Source organism: Nitrobacter sp. NHB1 (assembly GCF_036964665.1).
Classification (GTDB): Bacteria; Pseudomonadota; Alphaproteobacteria; order Rhizobiales; family Xanthobacteraceae; genus Nitrobacter.
This window is the reverse complement of record NZ_JBAMDA010000001.1, coordinates 2,585,067-2,602,242: the sequence shown is the minus strand read 5'-3', so window position 1 is coordinate 2,602,242 and position 17,176 is coordinate 2,585,067. Positions and strand designations below refer to the sequence as shown.

The window sequence follows — 17,176 nt, the reverse complement described above, 5'->3', positions numbered from 1 at the left end:
CTCAGCTATTTCTTGTCGGCCTCCCGGCCACAGCCCACATAGCCGAGCTTCTTCCATTTCTCGACGATCTGCTGCATCTGAGTCGCAGTGCTCTTGACCGCTTGCTCCGGCGTCTTCTCGCCGCGTGCGGCCTCGGACATCATCGTCGACAGCAGGAACGTGTTGTAGATCTCACTGGTCGCCGGATTGGCATAACCGGGATAACCGAGCCATGCGGTCCAGGCCAACGCACCACGCATCACTGACAGCTTGTCCGGCGGCTCCGATCCCCACGGATCATGGTCGATCCATCCGGCCTTCTCGTCGAGCTGAGGGACGGTCTTCGGATAGGCCGGGAAGTCATACAGTTTGCTATAGTAGGTGTCGTTCGAATAGTTTGCCGTGAGGTCGAGCATGAACTTCTTGGCCGCTTCGATCTGGTTCTTGTCGGTCACATATTTGGGTACGACATAGATGAACCAGACATGCGCGGTCTGGTGCACCTTACCGGTCGGTCCCTTGAGTCCTGGCAGAAGGCCGGTGTCAGCCGCGGTCTTCGGGTTGGACTCCTGCGCCGTGCGATAGAACGAGATCGAGTTCTGGATGTAGGACGCGCGACCCGAAACGAAGGCCTGATTGTTCGACGCCGCGTTCCATGAAAACACCTCCGGCGTTTCGGCCGCATGGAACAGCTTGGCCTGATATTTCACCGCATCGATCACCTCAGGGGAATCAAGCGTGACATTCCCGCAGGCATCCTGCAGCTTGCCGCCAAACGACCAGATCAGCGAGCGGGCGTAGAATTCCGAGTCGATCTCGGGCGACATGCCGACGCCAACCGGGACCCCGGTTTCCTTGAAGATCTTGGTGCCGCCCTTGAGGAGATCGTCATAGGTGGCAGGCCCGTTCGGATACCCCGCAGCCTTCCACATCGAAATGCGATAGTCGCCCGGATCGACCACCCAGCCGACACAATAGGCGTACCATTCCTGCTTGGTCGGGAGATAGGTCTGGTGGGTGCAGGGGGCGACGCCCTTCCCGTAGGTCGCCTCGGCCGCCTCGTTAACGTCGTTCAGGGGCTGCAGGCCCTGGACGAAGGCCGCGGGCGTTGCGTTCATCTGCACCAGGGTAGGTCCGCTCTTGGCGGCAATCGCGGCCGCAAGCGTCGAATTCAGATCGGCGTAGCTGATGTGCTGTACCGTAACCTTGACGTTGTTCGCCTTACCCCAATCCTGCGCATATTGATCGAACCATTTGTCGTAACGCGGAACGAAATGGCTCCATTGCGTAATCGACAGGGTTGTGCCCTCGGGGAATTTTTCAGGAAAGGTGAGCGAACCGAACTTTGTCGGAAACGCCACCGGCGACGGTTTGATGCTGGAACTTCCTTCATCGGTGGCGCCAGCGGCGAGTACGCTTGCGCTCCCACCGAGCACACATAGCGCCGCGGCAGCGATTGACACGGCTATCCTTCTTAAGCGGCTGCGCTCCTTGGGCATGGCTTGTCTCCTGTCACTGGGTACTCCGTTGGATTAGATCGAACCCCAGCCCAAGCGCTTGGATGCTTTGTTTCATGCCGCAAAAGAAACAGACTTCAGCCAAAAAGGTTCCTGGCGCTCCTGGTACCCGCGCGGACGCTGCGCAAACGCCGTATTACGATCGAGGCGACCCGATCTTGCGATGCCGAACACCGCTTGCGCGATCCACCGCGACCGGACGCTGAAGCCGCTCCGGATACGTCCGTCACTGAGAAACAGTTCGAACTCCTGGATTACTCAAAGACGATCCGGCATCACCATGCGCGCCGCCAGACTGGCCATGATCCAGACGGTGCCCGCCACCATGATCGTCAGCAGCAGGGCCGAGAACAGGATCAGTTGCAGATCCTCGCGTTTCTGAATGAAGCCGATATGCAAGAAGAAGCGGAAGTGCACCAGCATCTGCACGACTGCAAAGACGCCGATGACGATCAGCAGCGAAAATCGTGGAATCGCCGCCCAGTGCACCAGCGCAAACGGTGCCACAGTCAGCAACAACGCCAGACCGATGCCCCACACGTAGGAGCGGAATTCGCGGCGTTCCTGCTGCTTCCATTCGGCCGGCGCTTGGTTGTCGACGATCCGTTCGCTCATGTCAGCCCCGCCAGATAAACCACCGAAAATATCGCGATCCAGACGATGTCCAGGAAGTGCCAGAACAGCGCCAAGCGCATGATGCCAAGCTTGGTCTCGGTATCCAGGCCGTAGCGCGCGATCTGCCCCACCAGGCAGACCAACCAAATGCAGGCCGCGGTGACGTGCAGGCCGTGCAAGGGAACAAGGCCGAAGAATGCCGACAGAAAGCCGCTGCGGCTTGGCACGCCGCCCTTGGCGAACATCGCAATGAAGTCGTGCAGCTCGAAACCGAGAAAGCTCACGCCCAGCACCAGAGTCACCGCCAGCCATCCGATCAGCCGTGTCTTGCTGTGCTTGTACTTGAGTGCCAGCGAGGCCATGCCGAAGGCGAAGCTGCTGGTCAGCAGCAGCATGGTTTCGATGAACGCGCTCTTGATGTCATAGAGATCGTGCGGCCCCGGGCCGCCGGCGGTGGCGTGGATCGATGTCACGTAAGTGGCGAACACCATGCCGAACAGGATGGCGTCACTCATCATGAAGACCCAGAAGCCGAACATCACGGTTTCGGCCGCCTCGTTATCCTTGCCGTGCGCGGGTCCCAGGTTCAGACCGGGATGCTTCATGACTTCCTGACTCATGAAACCGCTCCCTGGGGCTCACGTTCGGCGAGTCCTGCGTTGGCCGGCTCACGCTCCTTGGAGCGGGAAACGGCGGTGGCCATGGCCACGGCATTGAGCCAACGACGGTGCTCCTGGCGCACTTCGTGCGCGGTGACAATGCAGGTCGTATCACGCGCGAAGCCACGAATGATCATCGTCGCGATCGCGGCCAGGACGGCCAGAATGACCAGCCACCAGATATGCCAGACCAGGCCAAAGCCGAGGGCAAACCCAATCGCTGCAATCACAGGGCCCATCGCGCTGTTTTTAGGCAATTCGATATCCGCATAAGCATCCGGCGGTTGGAAGGCAGTGCCTTCCTCCTTGGCCAGGGCGAACGCATCGCGGCCTTTGACCGCAGGAATCAAGGCGAAGTTGTATTTCGGCGGCGGAGCCGACATCGACCATTCCAGACTGCGACCGTCCCAGGGATCGCCGGCGAACACGCGGTTCTCGTCGCGATGCTTGATCGACACCCAGAGTTGCCAAAGCAGCAAGGCCAGCGCTGCAAGGATTAGCAAGGCGCCCAGAAATGCCACCCATTCGAACGGCACGTACGATGGTTCCGTATAGGCCACGGTGCGGCGCGGCAGACCCATGATGCCCAACGCATATAACGGGAAGAACGCCAGCATGAAACCGAAGATCCAGCACAGCGCCGAGAACACGCCCCAGCGCTCGTTGAGGCGGAAGCCGAACGCCTTGGGAAACCAGAAATGGTACCCCGCGATCATGCCGAAGAGCACGCCGGGCACCGCCACGTTGTGGAAATGAGCCACCAGGAACACCGTGTTGTGCACCTGATAATCGATCGTAGGGCTGGCCAGCAGAATGCCGCTTATGCCGCCCAGTACGAACAGCAGGATGAAGCCGATCGAGTAAATCATCGGCACGGTAAATCGCACCCTGCCGCGAAACATCGTCAGCATCCAATTATAGACCTTCACGCCGGTAGGAATGCCGATCAGCATCGAGGCGATACCGAACACCGCATTGATGTCGGCGCCCTGTCCCATGGTAAAAAAGTGATGCAGCCAGACGGTGAAAGACAGCACCGCGATCGCCATGGTGGCCATCACCAGCGATCGGTATCCGTAAAGCACCTTGCTGGAGAAGGTCGAAATGACCTCGGAGTAGACGCCGAACGCTGGCAGGATCAGTATGTAGACCTCGGGGTGACCGAACAGCCAGAACAGGTTGGCGAAATGCATCATGTTGCCGCCAAGCGCGTTGGTGAAATAGTGAAAGCCGAGATAGCGATCAAGCGCCAGTTGCGCCGTGGCTACGGTCAACGGCGGCATCGCGAAGATCATCAGGATGCTGGTGCAAAGAGCCGTCCATGTGAACAACGGCATGCGCATCATCTTCATGCCGGGCGCACGTTCCTTGTAGATGGTGACGGCGAAGTTGATGCCGGTGAACGTCGATCCCAACGACGCCAGACTCAGTGCCCAGATCCAGTAGTCAGGTCCCACGCCGGGGCTGAAGTTCGCCTCCGTATAGGGCGGATAGCCGAACCAGCCTCCGGTGGAGAACTTGCCGATCACCAGCGAAATCATCACCAGCGCGGCGCCCGCCGCGGTCAGCCCCAGGCTGATGGAATTGAGCACGGGAAACGAGACGTCGCGCGCGCCAATCTGCATCGGCATGACGTAGTTGATGACGCCGGTGAGAAACGGCATCGCCATGAAAAAGATCATAATGGTGCCGTGGGTGCTGAACAGCTGCGCAAAGTGGTCCGGTGACAGAAAGCCGCCACCCAGGCCGAAAGCCTGCTGCCCCCGCATCAGCACCGCCTCGATCAGTGCCCGCACCAGCATCACGAAGGCGATCACGACATACATGATGCCGATTTTCTTGTGATCGGGACTGGTCACCCAGTCAGACCACAGTACGCTCCACAACCTGTATTTGGTAAGCAGCGCGACGGTCACGATCGCGCCGATCATCACCATTGATGCCGCGGCCGTGGCGATACAACCGTTGACGATGTTCGCTTCGGTGGGATGTTGCAGCATCTGCCAGAACGGCAGCGAGTGCAGGCTTAGGCGCCCCAGCGGGTGCTCAAAAATGCCGGCGATACTCATTGCGGTTGCTCTGTCACGGATGCAACGGGATTGCTGCCAGCGTGCGGCGCGTCCGTCGCCTGGCCGAACGCCTGCGCCGGCAACGTGGGCGTACCGTCCATGGTGGCCTTGACCACGGCCGGAAACAGCGCGCTGGTTGCGCCGGTGAAGTACAGGTTGCCGTCCCGCACCCCGGTGCTGGGCAGGGCATCGATCAGGGCGGTGCGGGTGGTTCGCTGGGAGATCAACTGCAAGGTCTGTGCGTCCAGTGGTATACCGTGAGTGCGCACCTGTTGTTCCCACGCCTTGAAATCACTCGCCGCCATGCCGACTGCGGTGAATTGCTGCTGATGAAAGCCGTTGCCGTTGTACATGGTGTTTTCGCCCAGGAACCGTCCCGGCTTGCCCGCCTCCAGGTTCAATTGGGTTACCATGCCGCCCATGGCGTACATCTGGCTGCCGAGCGCCGGAATGAACAGCGACTGCATCACCGTCGCGGAGGTGATCTGCATCGCCACCGGGCGTCCTGCTGGCATGGCCAACATGCCGATGCTGGCGATGCCCTGGTCGGGATAGATGAACAGCCATTTCCAGTCGTAGCCGATGACCTGCACTCGCAGCGGCTGCTGGTAGGAGGTCAGCGGCCTATAGGGGTCCAGCGTGTGCGCGTCGCGCCACACGATGAACGACAGCACCGCCACGATCACCACCGGACCGAACCAGGCGGTGAACTCCAACAGCCGGGAAAACTCCCACTTAGGCGTATAGCGGGACGCGTTGTTGCCATAGCGGTAGCGCCAGGCAAACCACGGCAGGAGCAGAAATATCGGCCCCGCGACGAAAATCATCAGGATCGCCAGCACCTCATAGAAATGCCAGCGCTGGACATTGGCCACTGGCCCCTGGGGATTGAGGAAACTGAGATGGGTATCGCCGTCGCAAGCGCTGAGCACCATCGCGGCGGTCAAAAGGACAGCCCAGCGGAAGATAGCCATACCTTTGGCTGGCTTCCCTTTGGCTGGCTTCGTCGAGCACTTTAGGCTGCCGCGATGATCACTCAGCAGCCTGTCGGCGCAACTCTGCTGATCGGACAACACAAGACCGCGGTGATGATCGCCGCCATTCACCGCCTTCATTATCCTTGCACCACACCGTAGCAGGAATCTCTGACAATTTCGCAATGCCGTCATTCCAGCGGAAGCCGGTTATTCGAGGCTCCCCCGTAGCTGGCGTTCACGAGCGTTCCTCTGGCGAGTCGGTGCGACAAGTTGAAAAAACGCGAAAGGGATGTGTTTCAACGGCGCGGTCCGACAATAGTTCCATGAAGAATAAATCGTCAGCGACCCGGGGCGTCTGGCGAAGTGGACGGCCAGGAGGAAGGCATGACCATGCCCTTACTCCAGCCTTGGCTCTCGGTTGCATCTCAATGCAGGCGTCGGCGCAGATGTCGCAAATCGCTAGGCCTTCGAGCAGGTGCGTATCTGATCCAACGGTCCGTTGCTGAACTCGCCGCTATCGTTATGCTTGGCTCAATTCGTTCCCGGCCATAACAATATTGGGACAATATTTGGATTGTCGTCTTACAGGATTTGTCAGGCTTCAAAGACGGGAACGCTGTGGGCCGCAACGTGTTGACAATTTGGCTTCGTGACCTCCGCCGGCGGAATGGGCTTGAGGTAGTCGCACATGGGGTGAGGTTGCTTCCCAAACGGCCATCGTCATAGAGGCGCTCAACCGGCTGGTGGTTCCATGGCTCCGTCGTCCGTAGCTCCCGAAGCCAGCAAACCGCCTTCAATCGACACTCGTCCGGCGCGAGCCAGCTCGGGAGAGTCGGTCGTGGCGTCTTCCGACGACGAGGACGCAACATTGTCCCGATCGACTTGCGTCGTGATTGTCGGTGGCGGCTTTGCCGGAATCGAGGTGGCAAAAGCGCTGCAAGATAGCCCAGCCTGCGTGACGATGATCGACCGCCGCAATTACACCCTGTTCCAGCCGTTGCTTTATCAGGTGGCTACCGCGGCGCTCTCACCCGCCGACGTCGCAACTCCAATCCGGGGTCTGCTCCATAGCCCGAACACCGAGATTTTGCTCGACGAGGTGGTCGGCGTGGACCTTGGTCGCTCCCGCATCAGGACCATCGCGGGCCGCGAGATTGATTTTGGCTTTCTCGTGCTGGCAACAGGATCACAATACGACTACTTCGGTCACGACGAATGGGCGCGTCTGGCTCCAGCACCCAAGACCCTGGAAGACGCAGTGGCGATTCGCCGTCGCCTGCTGCTCGCCTTTGAAGAGGCCGAGATGTGCGACGACGATGAGGAGCGTCAAGCGCTCATGACGTTTGTCGTTGTCGGAGCCGGGCCGACCGGCGTCGAGATGGCGGGCGCAATCGCGGAACTGGCCAAGGCGACGCTCGCTCGGGACTTTCGCCGCATTGACCCGGCGGCGTCACGCATCCTTCTGATCGAGGCCGGCTCCAAAGTTCTGGGGACGTTCCCCGAGAAGCTTGGCGCTTATGCGCACCGGGAGCTAACAAGACTGGGCGTTAAAATCCTGCTCAACACGAAGATCGAACAGATTGATGACAACGGCGTCCTTGCGGGCGGACGGCGGATTGCCACGCGAGCCGTGATTTGGGGTGCCGGAGTAAAGGCGACGCCCGTCGCCGCGTGGCTCGGGATGCGACCCGGTCCGCACGGCACCGTCAGCGTCAACCGCGACTTCTCAATCGCCGCGCATCCAAACGTCTTCGTTATCGGCGATGCGGCTGCTGCATCGCGGGCAGACGGCAAACCATTGCCGGGCTTGGCAGCGGTTGCCAAGCAGGAGGGCCGGTACCTCGGAAATCTCATTAAACATCGCATCGAGGAGGCAGGCACAACGACCGTCTTCCGATATCGGGACTATGGAACGATGGCGACCATCGGGCGCTCGGCTGCGGTTGCCGACCTTCGAGGCTTCAGACTCACGGGAACCTTTGCCTGGCTGCTCTGGGGCCTCGTTCACATCTACTTTCTCATCGGATTTCGTAACCGGTTTACAGTGTTCGTGAACTGGTGTTGGGCGTGGCTGACTTACGCGCGCGGGTCACGCCTGATCACCGGAACTGAGGGATCCGGATTTGCTCCGAAGCCACGACGGTTGGCGCCGACCGCCGGTGAGACAAGTGCATCCATCTCGTCGCGCGAAACATCGGGAGGGAACGCGGAACGGCATTGAGCGCCCGGCGACTACGGGAATGAGCAACCGAAACCCACCAGACTGGTCCCGATGTCATCCGGGGCCTTACGCAACGATCCGTTGCTTTATCCTGTCGGCGACGCGAAGCGCGTTTGCGATGATGGTCAGCGTTGGGTTCACCGATCCGATGGATGGAAAGAAACTGGCATCCGCGACGTAAAGGTTCTCAACCTCATGCGCCTTGCAATCGATATCTAGAACAGAATTTGCCGGATTCGTTCCAAAGCGTGCCGTTCCGGCCTGGTGCGCAGTGCCGCCGATCGGAATATTTTTTCCTAAATACAGACTCCGTTCCAAAAGCGCAGGATGAGCCCCCGCCCTGCCCAGCATCTGCTCCAGCTTTTTCTTGAGGCGATGGTGAGCTTCCATATTACCTTCGGTGACATCCAGCACCACGCGACCGCCATCATACGAGATCCGATTTTCCGGATGCGGCAGGTCTTCGCTGGACAGCCAGAAGTCCATCGAGTGTCGCGCCATTTCCTCGAATGGCATCTTAGGCACCCATTCCAGCCAGGCTGGAAGCGCCTCACCCCGAATTTGAGCGCCATGCGAAGTCGCGCACATCTGAATCAAGCCAAGCGGATAGTCCCAGTCGTCAGAACCGAAATAATAGTCGCTGACGGCAAGCGTCTTCTGGAAAACCGTATCGTTCGGCTCGCGCATCAACGCCATCAGAATCGATTGATTGTGGCGCATGTAATTCCGCCCGACCTGATCGGAGCCGTTGGCGAGGCCTTTTGGGTGCTTGTCATTGGCCGATCGCAGCAGTAGCAACGCGGAAGACAAAGCGCCACATGCCACCACGACAATGTCAGCCGAGTAGCGTTCCTGTCGGCTCTGTCGGGTGACATGAACGCCGGTGACAGTTCTGCCGGCAGCATCCGTCTCAAGTTTCGAAACATAGGCGCCTGTCAATAGCGTGAGATTTCGGTGTGCTGCCAACGCCGGATCGACACACACCACCTGAGCGTCGGCCTTGCCGTTCAAGAGACAGGGAAAACCATCAAAGGCATCGCAACGGATGCAAATACTTGTCGGAGTGGGTTTGCCATCCCTCTCATCGAGCAGAATGCCCAATGGAAGATGAAACGGATGCAGGCCCTCCTTCGTCAGACTGTCGCTGAGTGCCTGAATGCGCGGTTCGTGCGAAACGGGCGGATAAGGAAACGGGCCGCTCGAAGGCGGCTCGCTCGGATCTTCGCCGCGTAGTCCATGGACATGGAACAGACGTTCCGCCTCGGTATAGTACGATTCGAAAATATCGTATTTTAGAGGCCACGCCGGGGAAATCCCGTCCTTGTGCTGAATCTCGTCGAAATCCCGCTCGCGCATTCGGAACAACGCGGCGCCGTAAACCTTGGAGTTTCCACCAACGTAATAATGCAGGCCCGGATGAAAGCTGCGGCCGTCCTTGCCATACCAGGTTTCGGGCGATTGATAGGCACCATCGACGAAAACCGTTTGCGCATCCCAGTTCGCGCGCGATCGAGGCAGATAGTCGCCCCGCTCCAGCATCAGAATCCGTTTCCCGGTCGGCGCCAGTTTGTGTGCGAGCGACGCCCCGCCAGGACCGCTGCCGATAACGATGACATCATAATGATCGGGCATGCTATCTTCCCTGCAAGCTTTCTCAGCCGCCTGTTGAGAAACCAGGGTACAGTGTCATGCCCCCGTCGACGAACAGCGTGGTGCCGACCACGTAGTCGGAGTGATCCGACGCAAGCCACACGGCGGCGCGGGCTATATCTGCCGGCTCGCCGATCCGCCCATAAGGCACCAACTTCATGAGTTGATTGTAGGCATCCCTGGTCTGCCATGCCGACGTATTGATCGGCGTCCGGATCGCGCCTGGTGCGATAGCATTGACGCGAATTCGGTGCGGCGCCAGCTCCTGAGCCAGACTTTCCATCATCAGCTTGATGCCGCCTTTCGACGAGGCATAGTTTACATGCCCAGCCCAGGGAATCTCCTGATGCACGGAACTCATGCAGACGATCTTTCCAGCCGCGCACGATACCGCTGGAACCACGCCCCGGCGCAGAAATTCGCGGGCCGCCTCGCGGGCGCACAGGAACTGACCGGTTAGATTGACGCTAAGCACCTTGTTCCATTGCGCCAACGTCATGTCATGGACCGCCGCATCGCGTTGCAGACCGGCATTGTTGATCAGAATATCGATGGCGCCGAACTCCTGGACTATCCGCTTGAACATGCCGGCGACATCTTGTTCGGACGATACGTCCGCCTGATGCGCATACGCGTTGACGCCGAACCGGCGAATATCGTCCACCACTTTGTTTGCTGCGTCGTCGCCTTCGATATAGTTGACGACCACATCGGCGCCGGCTTGTCCCAAAGCTATCGCAACGCCTTGGCCGATTCCGGAATTAGCGCCGGTAACAAGCGCTTTCTGACCCGTCAGCACTTTGTGAACGGCCACGGGCGGGGCGGTCGATGCGGAGGATGGTGTTGCAGGCGAAGTGGTCACATGCGTGCTCCGTTTTGATGAACCTGGTCGAATGTCGCGGGATTCGTTGGGTCAACCCCGGAAAGCCACTCTGCCGCGCCCGGCGACACAATCACGAGATGATGACCATCCGGATCAAGCACGCTCTGTCGGAGTTCGCCGCCAGCGTCCGCAAGCGGTTGCCGATCGGTTACCAGTACAAGGCGTGTCGCGGCGATATCGTTGTTCCGCAAAACGGTGCCATTTCCACGGACGACTGACCGGTAGCACAGCAACTCGATATGAGGTGTCTGTTGATTCGGCGACAGCGCCGTAACTTCCACGCTCGGGTTTCGCACGGCGTCGAGGCGCTCCTGCTCCGGTCCTTGATTGAGCGATCGCGCCGAAACCCGCAATCCAAAGGATTCAAAGAACGTGATGCTGCGATCACTCTCCGAGACACAGATCGCGGAATGGTCGATGCCAAGACAGATATCGCTGCTCGAACAAGCCTTCCAGCGCGCGGGCGCCTTTCCGTCTGGAAAAGCGAGCAACTCGAGCGGATGGCCATCGGGATCGCGAAACTTGAAAGCCGTGACCCCGCCCGACGATTCCGGCAATCGCTGCGGACCGTCACGTGAGATCGCGCTCCATCCACCGACTGTTGAGAGTCGTTGAAAGGCTTGTGCGATGTTCGTAACCACGATCGCCAGGTGCTGGAACGTCAAATCCGACGAGGTTCTGTTTTTCGGATAAGGTTCGCCCGGGACATCGAATTCCAACAGTTCGACCACTTCCTGTCCGAGGCCAAGCATGATGCAGGTTGCTCCGCCCTCTACGTCCATCAATTTCTCGAAATTCGCGCCCGAGAGACGGCCCACAGCAAGCCGGCGGAAGCCGAATGCACGCTCGTAGAACGCCGCCAGTCGATCCGCATTTGTCGTTGTCAGTCCGAAGCACGCCAGTTTACGGACCGTCATGCGGGGTGCAGGAGTCATGGCCACGATACTCCGCGCCGATTGAGGAAGATCGCGTAGAGCGTATGCGATCCTCCAATGAACAGCCGGTTTTTCAGAATGCCGCCGAAGCACAAATTCGAAACCCGATACGGAACAAACACCTTTCCCAGCAGATGCTCATCCGGAGCGATGCAGTGAACGCCGTCGGCGGCACTGCTCCAGAGATTTCCGTCTTCGTCCACACAGAGCCCATCAGCGTAACCGGGCTCGACCTTGTGGAAGACATCACCGCCGCTCAGTCGTCCGTCAGGTGCGACATCGAACACGCGGATATATTGTTTCGGATCGTCGCTCGTTTGGTCGCCGGTCTCGGAAACGTAAAGACGCTTCTCGTCAGGCGAGAAGGCCAGCCCGTTGGGCCCGTCGAAGTCTCCGGCAGCGACAGTAATGCTGGCGCTTTCGGGATCGAAGCGATAAAGCGCGGGCGGCTGCTCCGACGATTGCCGGCCGCCCTCATAGTCTGTCTGAATTCCGTAGAGCGGATCGGTGAACCAGATCGAACCGTCGGATTTGACTGTCACATCGTTCGGAGCATTGAGCAGGCGGCCGTCATGACGGTCGACGAGCCGGGTGACACGACCGTCGAGTTCGGTGCGGAACAGACAGCGTTCGCGATGTGAGCACGAAATCAGTCGGCCTTCCCGGTCGCGGGCCTGCCCGTTGGCATAGCCGGAGGGGGAGCGATAAATGGATATGCCACCGTCTTCGATCCAGCGCATCGTGCAATCGCGTGGTAAATCCTGGAACAACAGGCAGCCGGCGTCACCCATCCACACCAGCCCTTCCAGCCAGCGAAAGCCGGTCGCGAGTTCCTCAAGCGACGCGTTGCCCAGGATGTAATGGGCGAAACGAGGATCGCGGACGTCGAAGCCGTCCATCCGTGTCACCGGAATTCGCAAGGCGACCGAGGGACGGGCGCATCGTTAAGCTGAATCAGCACGAGGACAGCCGGAACGTCACCCACCGTGCCAGACCGGTGACCGCGCTTGCCGTCCACCTCGCGGCAATTCTGGTCGCCGCCGAACGAAAGTTCGCCGGCTCCCATCTCAACGCGTGTCCCGTCCATTGCCTCCACGAACCAGCGCCCCGACAACGGGACGATCCATTGCGGCTTGGGATTTTCGTGCCATGCGCCTATCCAGCCGACCGGGAGCACGGTGACCATCTCCGTCATCGCGCCGCTCGTCTTCTGGCCCTGCCATTGCGGATCCGCTTGCGGTTTGATCGACTTCAGGTCGAAATCGGTCATGGCGCATCGTGCTTGACGGCTCATGCCGTCAGCATCCGTCCACAGATGCCAATAGAGAACGGTAGGCTTTTCGATCATGGGGCACCTTATCGATCAACCGCATAAGGATGCGTGGATGCAAGCGGATGCGCCAGAAAGCTCTGCAAGCTTGCCGGGTTTGCGCCGAACGCCAACACAAAAAAACCTCCGGCAAGCGCGAGGTTTTTCAGGAAATCCCAGAACACTTCTCGCCCGCGGCTGTCACCTTTCAAGCGAAAATCTGCGACCCTCCAGAATTGTTTCCACAACATGGCGGTGACGATGCAATAGCCGGCAAGAACAAAAGCTGCGAGCCGATCGGCAACCCCGGTCAAAATCGCCAGCGACATCACGACCTCTACGCCAAAACCCGCGAAGATCAGAACTGCACCGATCGAACTTACGGAGACCGCCTGTGAAGCCTGCTTCTGGGCTTGCTTGAAATTCAGAATTTTGTCGAGCGCGCTGAATGGGAGAAACAGCATGACGAGGAGCGTGCGCACCAGAACGATTACAAAAATACTCAGCACAATCTTCCTCGCGCCCGCTCACGACGGGCCCCTTCGACTTATGTAGAGACTTTTTTGTAGAGAAACTTTCGGAGCTAATACGGAGGGTCGAAAATAGTTCCAATTTGCCCATCGTCGCGAATTTCGGCCGCACTTAAACGCTCCAAGAAAGCCCAGGCTAATCTTGTTTGCGAGGATCAATGCTGCGGTCAGCCGTGGTTTTTAACAAGCCAAATTTGTCAAATCGCTCACGCTGCAAAAGGTCTACCCGCCTGAAGAAATTTACGAAATTCCTTTGCGGTAACCGCACAAGAGCGGATGGACGCCGCCGAACACCGGAAATGAGTACGGCGACGAATATACGGCCTTAGCAGGCTGTTGAAGAAGTAGCCGACCGGCGGGCGATCATCCGGCGGCGGCTGACCAGTTCATGGCATCCTTCAAATCATCAAAGCAGGTTTGGCAGACCCACTCATAGCAGGCGCCTTTCGGGTAGTCATCGCGAGTGGCGTACCCCTCGTGCTGGATGTCTGGGCCTTCGAACTCCGCGAATTTGACCCAACAGGCAGCGCAGTGATCATGATCCCAGCTTTCGCTCCATCGGGCATAGCGGCGGAACTGCAATTGCAGCCCCTTGAGGTGGCTGGCGTTGTCGATCCTGTTTATCTGGGTTTGCCGTCATGGCGACGCCGCCAGCAGCTTGGGCAGCCGCACAAGATTGTAGGCGGCAGCGGTGAAGGCGAAAGCCCAATCCACCCTGTCGAGGCCGCGCAGCTTGGTCTTGCCCAGCCCGGCCACTGCGTGCCAAGCTCGACCTGATCAGCCAGAAGACCAAACTCGCCGAGGCGATCAGCTACGCGCTGTCGCGCTGGGAGGGGCTCACGCGATACCTCGATGACGGCCGCATCGAGATCGACAGCAACGTCGTCGAACGCTCAATCCGGCCGATTGCGCTCAACCGCAAGAACGCGTTGTTCGCCGGCTCCGACAGCGGCGGCGAGCACTGGGCCGTCATCGCCTCGCTGATCGAGACCTGCAAGCTTTGCAGCATCGAACCGCATAACTATCTGGCCGACGTCATCACTAGGATCGTCAACGGCCATCCCAACAGCCAGATCGACGACCTGCTGCCTTGGGCCTATACCGCTGCGCTGGATACCAGGATCAGGACCCATTAATTTTCTTGCGGTTTGCCTGATTGGCTGATTCACTGGTGTCGTGAGGGGGCCGCCGCCATGACTGATTTGTTTTTGCTGTCAGAGGCGCAGATGCGCCGGATCGAACCGTATTTTCCGTTATCGCACGGGATCGCGAGGGTCGATGACCGGCGGGTGATCAGCGGCATCATCTTCGTCATCAGAAACGGGCTGCGCTGGCGCGATGCGCCGCGCGAGTATGGCCCGCACAAGACCATCTACAATCGGTTCGTGCGCTGGAGCCGGCTCGGCGTGTTCAATAAAATCTTCGCCGAACTGGCCCGCAAGGCCGGCAAACCATCCCGGTTGATGATCGATGCCACGCATTTAAAGGCGCATCGCACCGCTGCGAGCCTTTTTAAAAAGGGCCTGTTCCCAGGCGTATCGGGCGCACCAAGGGCGGCCTGAACTCGAAGCTGCACGCCGTATGCGATGGTCAGGGACGTCCCGTCATCCTGCTGCTCAGCGAAGGCCAGATGAGCGATTACAAGGGCGCTGCATTGATGCTCGATGCGTTACCGCCCGCTAGGCAGTTGCTCGGCGACAAGGGCTACGACGCCGACTGGTTCCGCCAGGCGCTTGCCGCGCGCGGCATCACGGCATGCATTCCGTCGAAGTCCAATCGCAAGACGCCGATCGAGCATGATCGTGTGCTCTATCGCCAGCGCCACAAGATCGAGAACATGTTCGGCAGGCTGAAGGACTGGCGGCGCATCCATACACGCTACGACCGATGCGCCCATACCTTCTTGTCAGCTATCTGCATCGCAGCCGCCGTCATCTTTTGGCTCTGATCAATGAGATGCCGTAACGGGTCCTGCGTCGCGCACTGCTCGTTACCGCTTGCAAGATCATGGCAAGCTGTCGCTGTTCCCGTATCGAACCAGAAGGAGGACTGCGGGATGAGACTGTTTGTCGGGCTGGATGTGTCGTTGGCGAAGATCGCGATCTGCGTGGTCAGCGAGCACGGGAAGATCGTGAAGGAGGCACAGGTCGCCAGTGAGCCCGAGGTGCTGGTGAGTTGGATCGGAGAACAGAATGGCAGCATTGCCGCCATCGGCCTCGAGGCCGGCCCCTTGTCGCAATGGCTTCATCGTGGATTGACCGAGGCAGGTCTGGACGTCGTTTTGATGGAAACTCGGCAGGTCAAGGGCGCCTTGAAGGCCATGCCGATCAAGACTGACCGGCGCGACGCAGAGGGGATTGCGCGCCTGCTGCATCTCGGTTGGTTCCGCCCGGTTCACTGCAAATCCGTTTCGGCGCAGGAGGTCCGTGCCGTGCTCGGAGCTCGGAAAGCGGTCCAGCAGGGCATGATCGCACTGGAGATGTCCCTGCGTGGGCTCTTGCGGAACTTCGGGCTGAAGGTCGGTGCCATCTCGCGCGGCCAGTTCGAGCATCGCATCCGCGAACTGGCGGTCGGCAATCTAATGCTCGAAACCGCGACGGAACCGATGCTCCGAGCGCGGGCCTCTCTGCGGCGCGAACTGGCGGAACTGGAACGACGCGTCCGCCAGCTCGCCCAGGATGATGCGGTATGCCATCGGTTAATGTCTATGCCCGGGATCGGCGCAGTCGTGGCGCTGACTTTCCGCTCTGCCGTAGATGATCCTGCCCGATTCACGTCGTCGAAAAAAATTGGCCCTTGGGTCGGCCTGACCCCCTCACGCAATCAGTCTGGCGAACGTGATGTATCGGGCGGTATCACAAAGGCCGGAGACATCAACCTGCGCCGCGCGCTTTGTCAGGCCGCGACCGTCATGATGAATCGGGGGCGCTCGACATGGCTCAGAACATGGGCAACACAGATCGCACGCCGCCGCGGTCGGAAGCGCGCCATGGTGGCGCCTGCTCGGCGCATCGGAGTGATCCTTCACCGAATCTGGGTCGATGGTATCGCCTTCCAGGCAGAGGCACCGATCATCCCGCAGGCGATCAAGAATTTCGACAGGTTCGACGGGTCTGCTTTGACGCCCTTGGCCTTGGCGAGTTTTTCCGCCAGTTCAGGCATGGTGATGTCGCTCTCGGCCGCGACTGTCGCAAGAATGAAGTCGCGGTGCTGACCGAGCTTGCCATGCCGGAACCCGCCACGCGGACGCGGATCGACCCGACCCGTCTCCCGCCAGCGCCGCATCAGGTTCACCGCAAAAGATACCGAAGTCCCAAAACGGGCAGCAGCCCCATGGCACGAGTTCCCCGCCTCGACATAGGCAACAACACGCTCACGCAGATCGTTCGACAAAGGATGCGGCATGGCAAATCACCTCCGCAGACTCTGAATCACCTTGAGCCTCGTTTGGGCCAAGCCGCTTGCGCGGCGATGAACGGGGCTGAATTTCCGATGTTCGTTAAGTTCAGCACATTCGCGAAGCACGCCGCGCTCGACCATATCGGTGTACTGATCGACGCTTCAAACGACGCGCGTTTCGCGCGGGGCGCAGACCGTGCGATCTACTTGCTCGAAGAGCTGGAAAAGCGCGATCTGGACGCCAGACACGGCGCGATTCTCGAATATTTTCGAGCGAACGCGTGGTCTTGGGCTTGGGAGCATCCCGAACGGGAACAGCAGATACTCGCCCTGTCGCGCGCTGTCACCCATCCTGGCTTCGTCGAACTCGATGTCATGCGTCGCTGCCAGATCCTGACTAACCGGGCGAATTAACTCAATGCAATCGGGCGCA

Annotated in this window: 14 protein-coding genes and 3 pseudogenes; 5 read left to right on the top strand and 12 right to left on the bottom strand. The window is 59.5% G+C overall.

What is annotated here, in order from left to right:
• Window positions 1-5: 5 nt before the first annotated feature.
• From V4R08_RS12105 to V4R08_RS12085, 5 genes are all read right to left on the bottom strand, one after another.
• A complete protein-coding gene (locus tag V4R08_RS12105) occupies window positions 6-1,442 on the bottom strand; it encodes an ABC transporter substrate-binding protein (protein ID WP_335579578.1) in 1,437 nt (478 codons plus the stop codon).
• Window positions 1,443-1,754: 312 nt separating this feature from the next.
• The gene (locus V4R08_RS12100) at window positions 1,755-2,111 is read right to left on the bottom strand and encodes a cytochrome o ubiquinol oxidase subunit IV (RefSeq protein WP_335579577.1); all 357 of its coding nucleotides are present in this window, start codon (window positions 2,109-2,111) and stop codon (window positions 1,755-1,757) included.
• Complete coding sequence (locus tag V4R08_RS12095; RefSeq protein ID WP_335579576.1) at window positions 2,108-2,731, bottom strand: cytochrome c oxidase subunit 3; 624 nt, start codon at window positions 2,729-2,731, stop codon at window positions 2,108-2,110. Before V4R08_RS12095 ends, V4R08_RS12100 begins: the two co-directional genes overlap by 4 nt.
• Window positions 2,728-4,770, bottom strand: coding sequence for a cbb3-type cytochrome c oxidase subunit I (locus V4R08_RS12090; protein ID WP_335580263.1), 2,043 nt, complete (start codon window positions 4,768-4,770; stop codon window positions 2,728-2,730). The genes V4R08_RS12095 and V4R08_RS12090 overlap by 4 nt, the downstream gene beginning before the upstream one ends.
• A 65-nt stretch (window positions 4,771-4,835) precedes the next feature.
• Window positions 4,836-5,954: a cytochrome ubiquinol oxidase subunit II family protein gene (locus tag V4R08_RS12085; protein WP_335579575.1), complete on the bottom strand. Its 1,119-nt coding sequence runs from the start codon at window positions 5,952-5,954 to the stop codon at window positions 4,836-4,838.
• 700 nt (window positions 5,955-6,654) lie between these two features.
• Between V4R08_RS12085 and V4R08_RS12080 the strand changes: the two genes are divergently transcribed.
• The gene (locus V4R08_RS12080; protein ID WP_335579574.1) at window positions 6,655-8,037 is read left to right on the top strand and encodes an NAD(P)/FAD-dependent oxidoreductase; all 1,383 of its coding nucleotides are present in this window, start codon (window positions 6,655-6,657) and stop codon (window positions 8,035-8,037) included.
• A gap of 66 nt (window positions 8,038-8,103) precedes the next feature.
• Here V4R08_RS12080 and V4R08_RS12075 read toward each other — a convergent pair whose 3' ends face one another.
• The 7 genes and pseudogenes from V4R08_RS12075 to V4R08_RS12045 all read right to left on the bottom strand — a co-directional run.
• Entirely contained in the window at window positions 8,104-9,669 is a 1,566-nt protein-coding gene (locus tag V4R08_RS12075; protein ID WP_335579573.1) for a GMC oxidoreductase, read from the bottom strand.
• Window positions 9,670-9,691: 22 nt separating this feature from the next.
• Window positions 9,692-10,501 (bottom strand): SDR family oxidoreductase, encoded by an 810-nt coding sequence (locus tag V4R08_RS12070; protein WP_335579572.1) that lies wholly within the window; start codon window positions 10,499-10,501, stop codon window positions 9,692-9,694.
• A 44-nt stretch (window positions 10,502-10,545) separates the two neighbouring features.
• On the bottom strand, window positions 10,546-11,505 hold the full coding sequence (locus V4R08_RS12065; RefSeq protein WP_335579571.1) for a VOC family protein: 960 nt from the start codon (window positions 11,503-11,505) through the stop codon (window positions 10,546-10,548).
• The gene (locus V4R08_RS12060) at window positions 11,502-12,404 is read right to left on the bottom strand and encodes an SMP-30/gluconolactonase/LRE family protein (RefSeq protein ID WP_335579570.1); all 903 of its coding nucleotides are present in this window, start codon (window positions 12,402-12,404) and stop codon (window positions 11,502-11,504) included. The genes V4R08_RS12065 and V4R08_RS12060 overlap by 4 nt, the downstream gene beginning before the upstream one ends.
• Window positions 12,405-12,409: 5 nt before the next feature.
• Entirely contained in the window at window positions 12,410-12,799 is a 390-nt protein-coding gene (locus V4R08_RS12055) for a cupin domain-containing protein (RefSeq protein WP_335579569.1), read from the bottom strand.
• Window positions 12,800-12,861: 62 nt separating this feature from the next.
• On the bottom strand, window positions 12,862-13,323 hold the full coding sequence (locus V4R08_RS12050) for a DoxX family membrane protein (RefSeq protein WP_335579568.1): 462 nt from the start codon (window positions 13,321-13,323) through the stop codon (window positions 12,862-12,864).
• A 657-nt stretch (window positions 13,324-13,980) separates the two neighbouring features.
• Window positions 13,981-14,100 (bottom strand): annotated as a pseudogene (locus V4R08_RS12045) (IS5/IS1182 family transposase); the annotation flags it as partial.
• Between V4R08_RS12045 and V4R08_RS12040 the strand changes: the two are divergent.
• From V4R08_RS12040 to V4R08_RS12025, 4 genes and pseudogenes are all read left to right on the top strand, one after another.
• Window positions 14,100-14,480 (top strand): annotated as a pseudogene (locus V4R08_RS12040) (IS66 family transposase); the annotation flags it as partial. The pseudogenes V4R08_RS12045 and V4R08_RS12040 sit on opposite strands and share 1 nt — an antisense overlap.
• Window positions 14,481-14,537: 57 nt before the next feature.
• A protein-coding gene (locus V4R08_RS12035; protein WP_335577532.1) for an IS5 family transposase occupies window positions 14,538-15,292 on the top strand; the annotation gives its coding sequence in 2 pieces (ribosomal slippage) (window positions 14,538-14,871 and window positions 14,871-15,292; 756 coding nt in all).
• Window positions 15,293-15,400: 108 nt separating this feature from the next.
• A pseudogene (locus tag V4R08_RS12030) lies at window positions 15,401-16,402 on the top strand (IS110 family RNA-guided transposase); the annotation flags it as partial.
• Between the two features lie 149 nt (window positions 16,403-16,551).
• Window positions 16,552-17,157: a hypothetical protein gene (locus V4R08_RS12025; protein ID WP_335579567.1), complete on the top strand. Its 606-nt coding sequence runs from the start codon at window positions 16,552-16,554 to the stop codon at window positions 17,155-17,157.
• Window positions 17,158-17,176: the final 19 nt, after the last annotated feature.